The 13571-nt window shown below is 56.8% G+C and carries 13 protein-coding genes and 1 other annotated feature; of the genes, 2 read left to right on the forward strand and 11 right to left on the reverse strand.

Translation table 11 applies throughout. The features are described 5' to 3' along the window. Window positions 1–59: 59 nt before the first annotated feature. Both BJ887_RS20490 and BJ887_RS20495 read right to left on the reverse strand, forming a co-directional pair. A complete protein-coding gene (locus tag BJ887_RS20490) occupies window positions 60–1382 on the reverse strand; it encodes a 6-phospho-alpha-glucosidase (RefSeq protein ID WP_014167975.1) in 1323 nt (440 codons plus the stop codon). Continuing rightward, window positions 1379–3001, reverse strand: coding sequence for an alpha-glucoside-specific PTS transporter subunit IIBC (locus BJ887_RS20495; RefSeq protein WP_020882743.1), 1623 nt, complete (start codon window positions 2999–3001; stop codon window positions 1379–1381). The genes BJ887_RS20490 and BJ887_RS20495 overlap by 4 nt, the downstream gene beginning before the upstream one ends. A gap of 223 nt (window positions 3002–3224) precedes the next feature. Here BJ887_RS20495 and BJ887_RS20500 point away from each other — a divergent pair, with 223 nt between their 5' ends. Then, entirely contained in the window at window positions 3225–3971 is a 747-nt protein-coding gene (locus tag BJ887_RS20500) for a GntR family transcriptional regulator (RefSeq protein ID WP_014167973.1), read from the forward strand. Here the strand turns inward: BJ887_RS20500 and BJ887_RS20505 are convergent. The 3 genes from BJ887_RS20505 to ibpA all read right to left on the reverse strand — a co-directional run bounded on the left by BJ887_RS20505 (window position 3939) and on the right by ibpA (window position 6728). After that, a complete protein-coding gene (locus BJ887_RS20505; protein WP_020882744.1) occupies window positions 3939–5600 on the reverse strand; it encodes a putative transporter in 1662 nt (553 codons plus the stop codon). The two genes, BJ887_RS20500 and BJ887_RS20505, sit on opposite strands and share 33 nt — an antisense overlap. A 152-nt stretch (window positions 5601–5752) precedes the next feature. Then, entirely contained in the window at window positions 5753–6181 is a 429-nt protein-coding gene (gene ibpB / locus BJ887_RS20510; protein ID WP_121340354.1) for a small heat shock chaperone IbpB, read from the reverse strand. Between the two features lie 136 nt (window positions 6182–6317). After that, entirely contained in the window at window positions 6318–6728 is a 411-nt protein-coding gene (gene ibpA / locus BJ887_RS20515) for a small heat shock chaperone IbpA (RefSeq protein ID WP_008500162.1), read from the reverse strand. Beyond that, window positions 6722–6794, reverse strand: a sequence feature (ROSE (Repression Of Heat Shock gene Expression) occurs in the 5'-region of heat shock genes and acts as an RNA thermometer to modulate expression.). Its footprint overlaps the gene before it by 7 nt. A 248-nt stretch (window positions 6795–7042) precedes the next feature. Here ibpA and BJ887_RS20520 point away from each other — a divergent pair. Then, window positions 7043–7360: a YceK/YidQ family lipoprotein gene (locus tag BJ887_RS20520; RefSeq protein ID WP_025202651.1), complete on the forward strand. Its 318-nt coding sequence runs from the start codon at window positions 7043–7045 to the stop codon at window positions 7358–7360. A gap of 10 nt (window positions 7361–7370) precedes the next feature. On the opposite strand, the gene BJ887_RS20525 is transcribed toward BJ887_RS20520, so the two are convergent. The 6 genes from BJ887_RS20525 to dgoR all read right to left on the reverse strand — a co-directional run bounded on the left by BJ887_RS20525 (window position 7371) and on the right by dgoR (window position 13372). Beyond that, entirely contained in the window at window positions 7371–8600 is a 1230-nt protein-coding gene (locus BJ887_RS20525) for a DUF3748 domain-containing protein (protein ID WP_229216861.1), read from the reverse strand. 51 nt (window positions 8601–8651) lie between these two features. After that, the gene (locus BJ887_RS20530; protein ID WP_078775102.1) at window positions 8652–9989 is read right to left on the reverse strand and encodes an MFS transporter; all 1338 of its coding nucleotides are present in this window, start codon (window positions 9987–9989) and stop codon (window positions 8652–8654) included. A gap of 72 nt (window positions 9990–10061) precedes the next feature. Next, complete coding sequence (gene dgoD, locus BJ887_RS20535; protein WP_014167964.1) at window positions 10062–11210, reverse strand: galactonate dehydratase; 1149 nt, start codon at window positions 11208–11210, stop codon at window positions 10062–10064. Continuing rightward, window positions 11207–11824: a 2-dehydro-3-deoxy-6-phosphogalactonate aldolase gene (locus tag BJ887_RS20540; protein WP_014167963.1), complete on the reverse strand. Its 618-nt coding sequence runs from the start codon at window positions 11822–11824 to the stop codon at window positions 11207–11209. Before BJ887_RS20540 ends, dgoD begins: the two co-directional genes overlap by 4 nt. Then, window positions 11808–12686: a 2-dehydro-3-deoxygalactonokinase gene (locus tag BJ887_RS20545; RefSeq protein ID WP_025202647.1), complete on the reverse strand. Its 879-nt coding sequence runs from the start codon at window positions 12684–12686 to the stop codon at window positions 11808–11810. The genes BJ887_RS20540 and BJ887_RS20545 overlap by 17 nt, the downstream gene beginning before the upstream one ends. Then, complete coding sequence (dgoR, locus tag BJ887_RS20550) at window positions 12683–13372, reverse strand: D-galactonate utilization transcriptional regulator DgoR (RefSeq protein WP_006177594.1); 690 nt, start codon at window positions 13370–13372, stop codon at window positions 12683–12685. The genes BJ887_RS20545 and dgoR overlap by 4 nt, the downstream gene beginning before the upstream one ends. Window positions 13373–13571: the final 199 nt, after the last annotated feature.

A 13571-nucleotide genomic window follows, 5' to 3' on the forward strand; every position in this document is an offset into this window, starting at 1 on the left:
GCATAGCGTAAATCGACAAGGACAAGGAGACCGGCATCGGGCGATGCCGGTCAGGACGATTAATGCAGCGCTGGCCAGTACGCTTTGTTGGCCTCGATCAGGTCATCCAGAATCGCTTTCGCAACGGAGGCGCTCGGCACCGTTTTCGACAGCGTAATCGCCTGCCACAATTTCTGGTACGAGCGCTGCTCCCAGGCATCCACTACCAGTTTTTCCACCGCTACCTGTTGGCTCATCAACCCTTTCTGGAAGTGTGGAATATCGCCCACCGTTAACGGCTCCGGCCCGTTATGACCGACCAGGCACGGAATTTCTACCATCGCGTCGGCATCAAAGTTATGAATGGCACCGTTGTTGGGCACAATCAGCAGCATGCGCTCCTGAGTGTTGAAGGCAATCGCAGTCGCCAGATCGACGATGTACGACGCATGTTCGTCGATTTCCAGCTCCCCGGCGGACGATACACCGGCTTCGATAATCGCCCGGCAGGCGCTGAACACATGCTTCTCACGGTGATCCATCACCTCGTTAGCGCGCGTGCGTTCCGGATTGGAGTGCGCGACCACGTAGTCCGGGAACAGGTAATATTTCAGATAGGTGTTTGGCATGGTGTCCGGATCCAGCGCCTGCACATCTTTTGCCTTCGCGAACGTGTCGTTCCAGCTGGCTTCGGTATGGGCATTGTCAGAGGGCGGCACATAGCCGTTTTTCGCGACATATTCGCGCAGTTTCGGCATTAAATCATTGCCGTTTGCATCTTCAATGGATGTCCACCATCCGAAGTGGTTCAGCCCGTAGTAACGCACGCGCATCTCTTTACGGTCTTTAAGGCCAACTATCTGCGCCATACGCCCTTCAATGCCGATGGGCATATCGCAGATGTTGAGGATTTTGGCGTTGGGTCGCAGGCGACGGGTCGCTTCAGCCACGATGGCCGCCGGGTTCGAGTAGTTCAGCATCCACGCATTCGGGGAGTATTGCGTCATGTAATCGACCAGCTCCAGCACGCCGCCAATAGAGCGCATGCCGTAGGCGATCCCGCCGGGTCCGCAGGTCTCCTGACCCAGCACACCGTGACGCAGGGGGATTTTCTCGTCTTTTTCACGCATCGGGTATTTCCCCACGCGGATATGTGCCATCACAAAATCGACGTCGGTAAAGGCCGCTTCAGGATCGGTGGTGTAGCTAAACTCAATCTCCGGAGCCTGCTCTTTAAGGATGATCTTGCACGCCTCGGCGATGGTCTCCTGACGTGCGCCGTCGTTGTCATAGAATTTCAGCGCGCGCAGCGGAAAACGGTCGCGGTTGGCTAACAGCATCAGGACGATACCCGGCGTGAAGGTACTGCCGCCGCCTGCAATGACAACTGAGAATTTTTTCATGATATAGCCTCTGTCAGGGTAGTTTGTTCGTTTGTTGAAGGGGTTTTCATCAGCGATTCAAGCTGGTCTCGTACCTGAGGGACGTGCAGTCCAACAATCACCTGAATGCCGTTGCCGCGTCGCACCACACCGTGTGCGCCCAGGGCCTTAAAGACGTCATCGCTTTGGGTTTGCGCCATGTCGACCAGCGCGATACGTAAGCGAGTGGCGCAGTTATTAATGCTTTCGATATTGGCCGCGCCGCCCAGCGCCTGCAGGAATCCGGCGGCTTGCCCAACCTGCTGGCTGGCGGCAGCCGGTGCGGTGGTTTGCCCGCGTGCCGCTTTATAATCCGCCTTGCTGTAAAGTTTGACTTCGCTCTCTTCACGGCCCGGGGTTTTAAGGTTCAGCCGTTCAATCAGCGTTTTGAAGACCACGAAATAGAGGCCGGTGAAGCAAAGACCGATACCCATCTGGGTGAATACCGTCGAGGCGTGGTTGTGGAACATGGGGATCCAGTTTTGCGGCAGAAACTGGTCCAGCAGTCCGCCGCCCATGTTGCCCACGACGCCGAAGATGTACATCACCGTCGCCATCGTGGCGGCCAGAACGGCGTGGACGGCAAACAGCAGCGGCGAAATGAACAGGAAGGTGAATTCCAGCGGCTCGGTAATGCCCACCAGCACGGCGGTCAGCGTGGCCGGGATCAGCAGGCCTGCCACTTTGACGCGGTTTTCCGGTGATGCGGTGTACCAGAGCGCCAGCGCAATCCCGACAGAGCCAAACACTTTGGCGTTGCCGTGAAGCGCAAAACCGCCTTCCGGGAACAGGGTTTTCAGCGGCAGCGTGCTTTGGCTAAATTCCTGAAGATGCTGCGCCCAATAAACCTGGATGCCGCCCTCGACCGCTGCCGGGCCAAAGATAAACGGACCGTAGACAAAGTGGTGTAATCCGGTAGGGATCAGAATGCGTTCCAGGAAGGTATAAACCCACACCCCCAGCGCACCGGCAGAGCGTAAAAAGGCCTGCAGGGACTCAATGCCCAGCTGCACTTTCGGCCAGCCCATCAGCGTCAGCCAGGCGCAGGGGATCATCACAAAGAACGCGAGGATAACGACAAACGAGGTGCCCTGAAAAATCCCCAGGAAAACAGGCAGCTGCTTGTCGAAATAGCGGTTGTGAATAGCGGTGACAATCCCCGAAATCACAATCGCCCCAATGATGCTGGTATCGAGCGTTTTGATACCGGCAATCATGGCCAGTCCGCTGCCGGCAGTGGGCTCAGCGGCGAAGTCGACGCCAAAGAAATGACCCCATGTCATCCCCATCGCATTGATAAAGTAGTTCCAGGTCAGAAAACTGATCAGCACCGCCAGACAGGCGCGGCCCTGCGCCTGCTTCGCCAGACCAATCGGTAAACCCACGGCAAAAATCAGCGGCATATTGCGAAACACCGCCCAGCCGCCCTCTTCAATGATGTGAACAATTTGCGCGAACAGATTATCGGGGGCGGTTAAGGCCTCGCCCACAAACAGCGGGTTGCGAAGCATGATGGCGATTCCGACCACGATCCCGGCAAAGGGAAATAACAACACCGGGGTAAACATGGCGCCGCCAAATCGTTGTATTTGACTGAGCATTTTTAAATCCTCACGTAACAACCTGTAGGGGGTAGAGGCCTTTATGATTTTTTGCTGGGCCTGAAGTGAGCATAAGAATTTACCCATGGGCGAACATGACGTGCCGCTGCGATTCGTGATCGCATTCATGGTTTTATTTTGACCAGTCAGGTCTACTTTTCGTTGTTAATATGGACATGTCAGGATGCAAGCCACGCGTTAATACAGGCAGAGAGGTCTACTGGTGATCTACAAATCTATCGCTGACAGGTTGCGGCTGCGGCTGAATTCGTCGGACTACAATATCGGGAGTCCGCTGCCGGGTGAGAAAGCGCTGGCGCAGGAGTTTGGCGTGGCGCGGATGACCATTCGAAAGGCGCTGGATCTGCTGGTGAACTGGGGGCTGGTTGAACGCCGACACGGTAGCGGGACATTCGTGGCGCGTAAAGATGTCCACCACGAAACCACCAATCTGACCGGGCTGGTGGAGGTGCTGCGCCAGCAGGGAAAAGAGGTGCAGAGCAAGGTGCTACAGTTCGAAGTGATGCCCGCCCCGCCCGCTATCGCCAGCCAGCTCCGCATTCAGGTGGATGAGCGCATCTACTTCTCGCGCCGGGTGCGTTATGTCGACGGAAAACCCCTGATGCTGGAGGACAGCTTTATGCCCGTGAAGCTGTTCCGCACGCTTTCACTGGCACATCTGGAAGGGTCGAAGTTTGATTACATCGAGAAGGAGTGCGGAATAACCATCAGCGGCAACTACGAGAGCCTGACGCCGGTGCTGGCAGATAAACAGCTCGCCGGTTACCTGAACCTGCCGGAACAGACGCCGCTGCTGCGGATAACGTCTCTCTCCTACAGCGACAGCGGCGAATTTCTCAATTATTCCGTGATGTTCCGTAATACCCGTGATTACCAGGTGGACTACCATCTGCGGCGCATCCACCCGGACGATCTGCTAACTCATCCCCCAGAACAGCACCGCCAGTAGCTGCGGGGTAATAATGCGCAGGAACATCACCAGCGGGTAGACCGTGGCGTATGACAGCGCCGCCGCGCCGCTGGTGGCGTGCAGGTTGTTGGCAAAGGCCAGTGCGGGTGGGTCAGTCATTGATCCGGCGAGCATGCCGCAGAGCGTCAGATAGTTCATTTTGGCGAACATCCGCGCCAGAATCCCCATCGTCAGGAGCGGAATCGCCGTGATAAATATCCCGTAGCCGACCCAGCTCATTCCCTCGCCCTTCACCAGGGTATCGATAAAATCGCCCCCGGATTTCAGGCCGACCACCGCCAGAAACAGCACAATCCCCAGCTCGCGCAGCGCCAGGTTGGCGCTCGGCGGCATAAACCAGTAGAGCTTACCGATACAGCCGATACGCCCGAGGATCAGCGCCATAATCAGCGGTCCCCCCGCCAGGCCCAGCTTGAGCGCAACCGGAAAACCCGGGACATACAGCGGAATGGAGCCAAGCAGCACCCCCAGCCCGATACCGATAAAGACCGGCAACATCTGCACCTGCTGCAGTTTTTGCTGGGCGTTACCCACCATGTCCGCTACTGCATCAATGGATGACGGGCGCCCAACCAGGTTCAGGATATCGCCGAACTGCAGGCTGGCTTCCGGGCTGGCGACCAGTTCCACCCCAGCACGGTTAAGACGGGAGATCACGACGTCATAGCGCTCTTTAACCTGCAAATCGCGTATTTTCTTGCCAAGCACGTGCTCGTTGGTCACCACGACGCGCTCTACACGCATATCGGTGCCGCGCGTGGAAAGCGAGGTCTCCACCTCCTGACCAATCACCAGCCGCGCGTTGTTTAAATCCCCGGGCTGTCCGACCAGGTGCAGCAGGTCACCCTGCTGAATAATGGTCCCGGGCGCGGGTACCATCAGCATATCGTCACGTTTAAGGCGTGAGCAGATAATATTGGCGCTGTTCAGGATCGGCACATCCTGAATCGCCATATTGTTGAGGTTGGGGTTATCGACGCGAATGTTGATGGTTTTGATCGGCATATGGCCGTTGGTGAGCGTAGTTTCGTGGTCTTTTGCCTCGTTTTCGACGTTAATGCGAAAGAGTACCCGCACCAGCCACATGGAGAGCAGAATGCCGCAAATCCCAAACGGATAGGCCATGGCGTAGCTCATCCCCATCTGGTCGACAATACCGGGAGAGATGCCAAGGTCGCGCAAAATTTGCTGCCCTGCACCCAGTGCAGGCGTATTGGTGACCGCCCCGGAGAAAATACCCAGCACCACCGGCAGCGGAATATCGAAGAGCTTATGCAGAATGGCGGTGACCAGCCCTCCCATCACCACAATGCCGAAGGCAAACAGGTTCAGCCGTAATCCGGAGACCCGAAGGGAAGCGAAAAAGCCAGGCCCCACCTGAATACCGATGGTGTAGACGAAGAGGATCAGACCGAATTCCTGGATGAAATGGAGCATTTCGGCGCTGAGCACCAGCCCAAGCTGGTCGGCGAAATGGCCGACAAAAATCCCGCCGAACAGCACCCCGCCTATCCCAAATCCGACGCCGCGGATTTTAACATTGCCAATCCACAGACCCACCACTGCGACCAGGGCCAACACGCTAACGGTTAACGCGATATCACTCATGATCCACTTCCTGTGCATAACCTTAGTTATGCTACGGATTCTCTCAGAGCCGCACGCGGTTGTATGGGCGATGGCGCACAAAAAAGCCCTGCCGGGGCAGGGCGTTATCTTTTCATCCTCTCCCTGTGGGAGAGGCAACAACCCGCAGAGGGTTAACTGTTCAGCGCAGGACGCTCGCTAATGGCGATACGCTGCGGTGCAATGGCTTCCGGCACGTTGCGGGTCAGGTCGATATGCAGCAGCCCGTTGGTAAATGTCGCGCCGGACACTTCCATATGGTCAGCCAGAGTAAAGCTCAGGCTAAACGGCTGATTAACCAGGCCCTGGTGCAGCCATTTGGTCTCGGTTTCTTGTTTTTCCGGCGTACCTTTCACGGTCAGGAGCGTGCCTTCGAGCTGAATATCCAGATCGTCCTGGCGGAACCCGGCCAGCGCAAGGGTGATGCGATAGTGGTTGTCATCGCTTTTTTCGATGTTGTACGGCGGAAACGTCTGTTGCTCGGTGGTGCTTTGCAGGGCATTAGCCAGTTTGTCAAAACCAATCCACTGACGCAGCAGGGGGGATAAATCGTAGTTACGCATACTAAATCTCCTTCTGAGAAGCGAGTTCGGCACAGTTTATTTTTGTGCGCAGTTGTTCCTGCAAATCCTCATGGATTCACATATGCTCCCATTACGGCAAGCAATTCTGGGTGGGCCGCTCGCGCGACCCGCATAATCAGTTGATCTCGATACGGCGCGGTTTTTTCTCTTCCGGAATCACACGTTCCAGTTCGATAAACAGCAGGCCGTTGACCAGGTTCGCGCCTTTCACGTGAATGTTCTCGGCTAACTGGAACTTGCGTTCAAAGTTGCGCTCGGCGATACCCTGATAAAGGTAGGTGCGTTCTTTCTGCTCGGCCGTATGTGAACCTTTCACCACCAGCAGGTTGTCCTGCGCGGTGATCTCCAGTTCGTTCTCTGCAAAACCGGCGACGGCAATGGCGATGCGGTAGTGGTTTTCATCAACCAGTTCAACATTGTATGGAGGGTAGCCGTTGCTCTGGCTTTGGTTATTTTCTAAATGGTTAAACAGGCGGTCAAAACCAATTGCAGAACGGTATAGCGGGGAAAGATCGAAGTTACGCATAAATAAAAGCTCCTGAAATCAGCGAGAAATTGTAGCCTTCCACCATGGACAGGCCAGTGTGCCCCTGAACACCCCTCAGGCGTGTTCGTTATCGGGTTACATTCTTAAAATGGGTCTGGAACCGGTCTTTTCAAGCGCAGCAGGCGCACTTTTTTTTGCACTTTCGTGCATCTCGCTTAGACTGGGACAACAGCACAAAGGGTTAAATTGCGATGGCTGCCACAGTGCGGGGTTATCGGGCTATCCATTTTGAACGAGGCTCGCTATAACCCTGAGTTGCAGGTTTATGCAGTGCCATTAACGATGACTGAGTGATGATGAAAAATGTTCTGATAAAGCTGACGACGTTCAGCGGGGTTGTTTTACTTTGCGGGTGTTCGAGCGTGATGTCTCACACCGGCGGTAAAGAAGGAACATATCCGGGGACGCGTGCCAGCGCTGAGATGATCTCCGATGACGATACCAACTGGGGCACAAAATCCCTGGTCATCCTGGATATGCCGTTTACGGCTGTGGCCGATACGCTTTTGCTGCCGTGGGATATGTTCCGTAAGGACAGCTCCGTGCGCTCGCGGGTAGAGAAAAGCGAGCAGCAAAATCTGGCCACCAATTCCGTCATTCCACCCGCTTAACGCCAACGCGTTAACGCTGCCCGGTTTCCGTTAGCCAAAGCTGACGGAAACCTTCTGTCTCTTCCATCCATGCAATAAAACGCCCGTCCGGGGAAAACACGACCGCATCACCAGACGGTGGATTGCCGTGATCGGACGTCAAAAACGTCACCTCTCCGGTTTGCACATCACAGCAGGCAATCCGCTCTTCCAGCACAAATCCCAGACAGTGACCGGCTGGGTGCCAGGTAAATGCCGACTGAATGTCACTTTCGTTATGCGTCAACTGGCGTGGTTCGCCGCCTTCTGGAGCGATAAGCCACAGCTGCACAATGCCCTTATCATCACGCATCAGAAACGCAATCTGCGTCCCCTGCGGGTTACAGCGCACCCAGTGACGCGGCACGTTTACCAGCCCCGGGAATGCCCGCTGGTGGGTAAAGGTCAGCCGGCGCTGCATGACACCCGCCGGGGGCGCAGGCAGCGTCTCAGGAGTCCCCTGCAGCGGCGCATCGCCCGCGCGTTTCCATCCCTGCTCGTCGTTGGGCAGATCCACAATAAACAGTTCTGGCACTTTCTCGCCTGTCGCAGACACGGTATCGCCGATAAATGCCAGCCTGTCATTGCCCACCCAGCCCTCTTCATAGGCTCGGTTGATCTCATCGCTGCCGGGCTGAGGCGCGGGCGTCGTGCGGCTCACCAGCACGCTCCAGAAGGTGCCGGAATATTCACGTGGATGCGTCCCTTGCGGCGTCACCGGGCCAAAAGGCGCTGCGACGCCGACGTTGCGTAAATCGAGCTTCGGGTCACGCTCATGCAATACATGGTCGTTGTAGGTAAAGCTCACGAACTGTCCGTCAGGGCTAAAAACGTGCACGTGGCTGCCGCCACGCAGCGCGCCTGCGGTATAAGGCGACGTGATATCCATGGCGTCCAGGTTACTCACCTGACCGTTGCGTACAACCACGCCCTGACGATGATGAAAATCGTAGTGCCAGTCTGCATCCGGGTTTTCCGGGCCGTGGATAAAGACATATTTGTCCTGCTGCGGATGAACGGTCACCACGCCAACATGCGCACCGTGACTGGCGCGATAGATCACCTCGACGTCACCCGTAATAACATTGACCCGCTCAATGGTTTCACCGGTAAACGATGCGCCGGACGGACGCACATCGTAGGCCAGCCACTGGCTGTCCGGCGTCCAGGTATTGATATTGGTAAGCTGGTGATGACGGGAGGCGAAGGTGATTTGTTTCATGGCGTTACCCTGATGCGCAGTTATCGCATCAGGGTAAAACATTGCGGGGAATTAGCCTACACGTTTGACGTCACCCACCAGCAGGATGTAGGAGAGCGCACCGAGCAAGGCCACCGCGGAGATATAGATCAGTGCCGGGCCAAAGCCATAGTCCTGAGCCAGATAACCGATGACCAGCGGAACCGTGATCCCCCCCAGTCCACCGACAAAGTTGAACACGCCACCGGTCAGACCAATCAGGCGCATCGGGGCCAGCGAGGAGACCAGCGACCAGGTGATGGAGGCAAAACCGTTACCGAAGAACGCAATCGCCATCAGCGTCATAATCCAGACCGGATCGTTGGTGTAGTTTGCGCCCATGATGCAGGTGGAGATCAGCAGCCCGCAGATAATAGGCGTTTTACGCGCGACACCCAGCGAGAACCCTTTTTTCACCAGCCTGTCCGCCAGCCAGCCAGAAAGCAGTACACCAAAGAAGGCCGCCAGGAACGGTACGGTGGTCATAAAGCCTGCCTTCAGCGCGGTGATGCCTTTTTCCTGGGTCAGATAGTTCGGGAACCAGGTCAGGAAGAACCACAGCGTGGAGGTCACCGCGAACTGCCCCAGATAAACCCCCACCAACTTGCGGTGGAAAACCAGCTTCCAGTCGGCTTTGGTCAGCGGCTGACGCGCCTCTTTTTTCACCGGCGCATCGCCATCCACCAGGCCGCCACCGTCGCGGATATAGTCCAGTTCAGCGTTGCTGATACTTTTGGTGAGACGCGGCGGTTGATAGACCTTGAACCAGATCAACGACCAGATAATGCCGATCCCCCCGGTCACAATAAAGACCCAGTGCCAGCTCAGCAGTTCCTGGATCCAGATCAGCAGCGGCGTCAGGAACGCCAGGCCGACAAACTGCCCGGAGGTGTAGAACCCAACGGCCGAGGCGCGTTCATGCTCCGGGAACCAGCTGGTCACCATGCGGTTATTGGTCGGAAACGCCGGGGCTTCGAAAATCCCGGTGATCGCACGCAGGCCAATCAGCGACATCAGCCCGGTGGCAAAGCCCTGGAACAGGGTCGCCACCGACCAGCCGAAGATGGCAATGAAATAGGTCAGGCGCGAGCCGACGCGGTCAAGGAACCAGCCGCCGGGGATCTGGCACAGCGTATACAGCCAGGCAAACGCCGAAAAGACGTAGCCCATTTCCGCTTTGCTGATCCCAAACTCCTCCTGAATATGGGCTGAAGCCACGGCAAGGTTGGCGCGGTCAACGTAACAGATGACCACAGTAATAAAGATCATGACCAGCGTCAGGTAGCGCCGACGCCCGGTTTTTGCAGCAGTAACAGGAATATCCATCGCAATCTGTCTCCAGATTTTGGGCATAGCGAAGCCGCTCACCATGCCCTGTAATTTACAGAGGGTGTGTTTGTTATTGTTGAAATTACTTTTTAGTGGCGATGTGCTTAGGCTGAATTACCACTCAGCGACAGAGCCATCTTCATGACGCCATAACGGGTTGCGCCAGTCAGGCGCGTTTTTACTCAGCTCAATGACTTTGGCTTCGTCGATATCCACGCCAAGGCCCGGCTTCGTTAACGGTTTAAAGAAACCGCCTTCCATGCTGAAATCATCTTTGTTTTTCACAAAGTCGAGCAGTTCCGCGCCCTTGTTATAGTGAATGCCCATGCTCTGTTCCTGGAACACCGCGTTACGCGAGACAAAGTCGACGTGCAGACAGGCTGCCAGTGCGATCGGCCCCAGCGGACAATGCGGTGCCAGCGCCACGTCGTAGGCTTCCGCCATCCCGGCGATTTTGTAGCATTCCGTGATGCCGCCGGCATGCGACAGATCCGGCTGCAATATCGCCAGGCCGCCAGCTTCCAGCACGCGTTTGAACTCGAAGCGCGAGAACATGCGCTCACCGGCGGCAATCGGGATATGCGTCTGTGCGGCCAGTTTCGGGTAGTACTCCGCCTGCTCGGCCAACACCGGCTCTTCGATAAACAGCGGACGGTACGGCTCCAGCTCTTTAATCAGCACTTTGGCCATCGGCGCGCTGACGCGACCGTGGAAGTCCAGGCCAAACTCAATCTCGTTGCCGAACGCTTCACGGATCTGCGCCACGGTATTTACCGCGCGGTCTACCGCCCGTGCGTTGTCGATGACGCCCATCTCTTCGCAGCCATTCAGTTTAAAGGTGTCAAAACCAATATTGCGCAGCTGCCTGATACCGTCGATCACTTCCGCGGGACGGTCGCCGCCCACCCAGCTGTAGGCTTTGATTTTGTCGCGCACCAGGCCGCCCATCAGCTGCCAGACCGGGGCATTCAGCACTTTGCCTTTGATATCCCATAATGCCTGGTCGATACCGGCGATGGCGCTCATCAGAACCGGTCCACCCCGGTAGAAACCTGCGCGGTACATCACCTGCCACAGGTCGTTGATGCGGGCAGGATCTTGTCCTGTCAGGTACTCGCCCAGCTCATGCACCGCCGCTTCCACGGTACGCGCACGCCCTTCAATGACCGGTTCGCCCCAGCCGACCACGCCTTCATCGGTTTCGATTTTCAGGAACAGCCAACGCGGCGGTAAACGGTACGTGGTGAGTTTGGTTATTTTCATTTCACTGCCTCTCGATACGCTTTCACAAATGCGGCCGCCTGCTGTGCGGTACGTTCGACGGATTGCCCGGCGCGATAGAGATCGCTGCCCAGACCCGCCCCGACACAACCTGCGTTGATCCACTGCGCCAGGTTTTCTGGCGTCACGCCCCCCACCGCAAAGACCGGTACGCTGGCGGGCAATACCGCTTTCAGCGCGCTGATATAGGCCGGACCAAAAGCCGATGACGGGAAAATTTTGAGCGACTGCGCGCCCGCATCGAGAGCCGCGAACGCTTCTGTTGCCGTTGCGCATCCCGGGCAGACGGTCATGCCGTAGCCCACTGCGCGACGGATCACCTCAGGGTGAATATTCGGCGTCACAATCAGCCTGCAGCCCATCTGCGCAAGCTGGTCCACCTGCTCCGGTTGCAGAACGGTGCCAGCGCCAATCAGCGCCTTATCACCAAACGCGTCCACAACCGCCGGGATGCTCTTTTCCCACTCAGGGGAATTAAGCGGTATTTCCACGGCGTCAAAACCGGCGTCGATCGCCGCACCTACGTGCGCTAATACCTCGTCGGGCGTGACGCCGCGCAGGATAGCGATGAGGGGAAGATTAGTTTGCCACTGCATGAGCGATGCTCCTTATTCCTGCCTGAAATGCCGTGTCGCCTTCTACCGCAGCCACGTCCCGCCCGATGGCATTGAACGCCTGGCGGTAGCGAGAGGTCAGCGATGAACCCGCGACGAGGGTGATGGTCTGTTGCCCGGCGTACTGCTCGCTCAGGCTGGCGACTTCCGCGCCAATCAACAGGCCCGATAAAAATTCGCTGACCTGCGTACGGGGAAGCGTGCCCAGTACATGCGAAGCGCGAACTTCAAAAAGTTGCGGCAAAACGGCAGGGCTGCCGATACCCCGCTCCAGCCCGGCGGCAAAGGCCTCGGGCGAAGCGTCCTGTTCCGGCAACCCCGCGCCCACCAGCGAGTGCGTCAGCAGCAAGTGGTGCAGCTCACCGGTCATCACGGTGCGAAAATCGTGGATGTGCTCAGCGTCGGCCTGCACCCATTTACAGTGCGTGCCGGGCATGACGTAGACAGAAGAAGGAGAGAGCGTGCGCGCGCCAAGGAGCTGGGTCTCTTCGCCGCGCATCACATTGTGGTTATCGTTCCGGGAAACGCACAATCCTGGAATAATCCAGATATTGTCGCCAACGGACGTTAACTGCTCGCCAATGGCAGCGAACGCGGCAGGTACGGGCAGATAAGGCGCGACCTTCCAGCCCACGTTACTGCCCACCATGCCCGCCATGACCACCGGCGTGGCGCCCTCGCGCCAGTTGTGTGTCACCTCTGCTAACACCGCCTCGGGGGATTTACCGTTCAGGCGCGTCACGCCTGCTTCTGATTGCCTGCTTTCCAGGCACTGCTCGCCCTGATACAGCCAGGCGCGCAGATTGGTCGATCCCCAGTCAATAGCGATGTAGCGAGATGTCATGTGATTTCCTTCAACCTTCGTGTCGAGCTGGCGATCATCGTAAGTGCCGCCTGCTCTGCCGCGTCGCCGTCCTGATGCCGGATAGCATCGAACAGCGCTTTATGTTCCTGGAGCGTTTTTGGCATGTTGGCCTCATCGCCCATCCAGGTTCGTTCAAATACCGCGCGCTGTAGCGAGCTGATGGCAACGCTAAGCTGCTGTAATACCGGGTTATGGACTGACTGCAGCACCGCTTCGTGATAGCGGATGTCCGCTTCGTTGAACGCATCCCGGTTCTGGTTATTGGCAATCATGTCGTTCAGGGCGGACTCAATCTGAGCCAGGTCTCCTGACGTTGCACGTTCCGCAGCCCAACGGGCGATGGCCGGCTCTACCAGGTTTCGTACCTCACTCATCGCGCCAATCAGCCTTGGGTCGTAGTCGTTTTCCAGCACCCACTGCAGGACATCGGTGTCGAGGTAGTTCCACTGATTACGCGGGGCGACAAAGGCACCGCGGTAGCGCTTCATTTCAATCAGCCGCTTTGCCATGAGCGAGCGAAACACTTCCCGAATGATGTTGCGCGAGGTTTCAAACTCCTCACACAGCTCTGCCTCAGCAGGCAGCGGTGAACCGGGAACGTACTTTCCACCCACGATCTGGGTGCCCAGCGTGATGACGATGCGATCGGTTTTATTGAGAGTCATGGAGAGTCCTTATGCTCTGTATGTTCAGGACTACTTTACCTCGACCGCTGAATTTCGCCTCACTTTTGCAGTACAAACGTGACGCCTTTCGTCATTACCGTGGCTGTAATGTAGTACAATCAATTAATGTTGTACTACAATCAAGATCACAAAAAGAACAATTCGATAAATTCAGCGCAAAAAAAAGCCCCGGTTGATA

Source organism: Enterobacter sp. WPR_3_1 (genome assembly GCF_003635055.1).
GTDB lineage: Bacteria > Pseudomonadota > Gammaproteobacteria > Enterobacterales > Enterobacteriaceae > Enterobacter > Enterobacter ludwigii.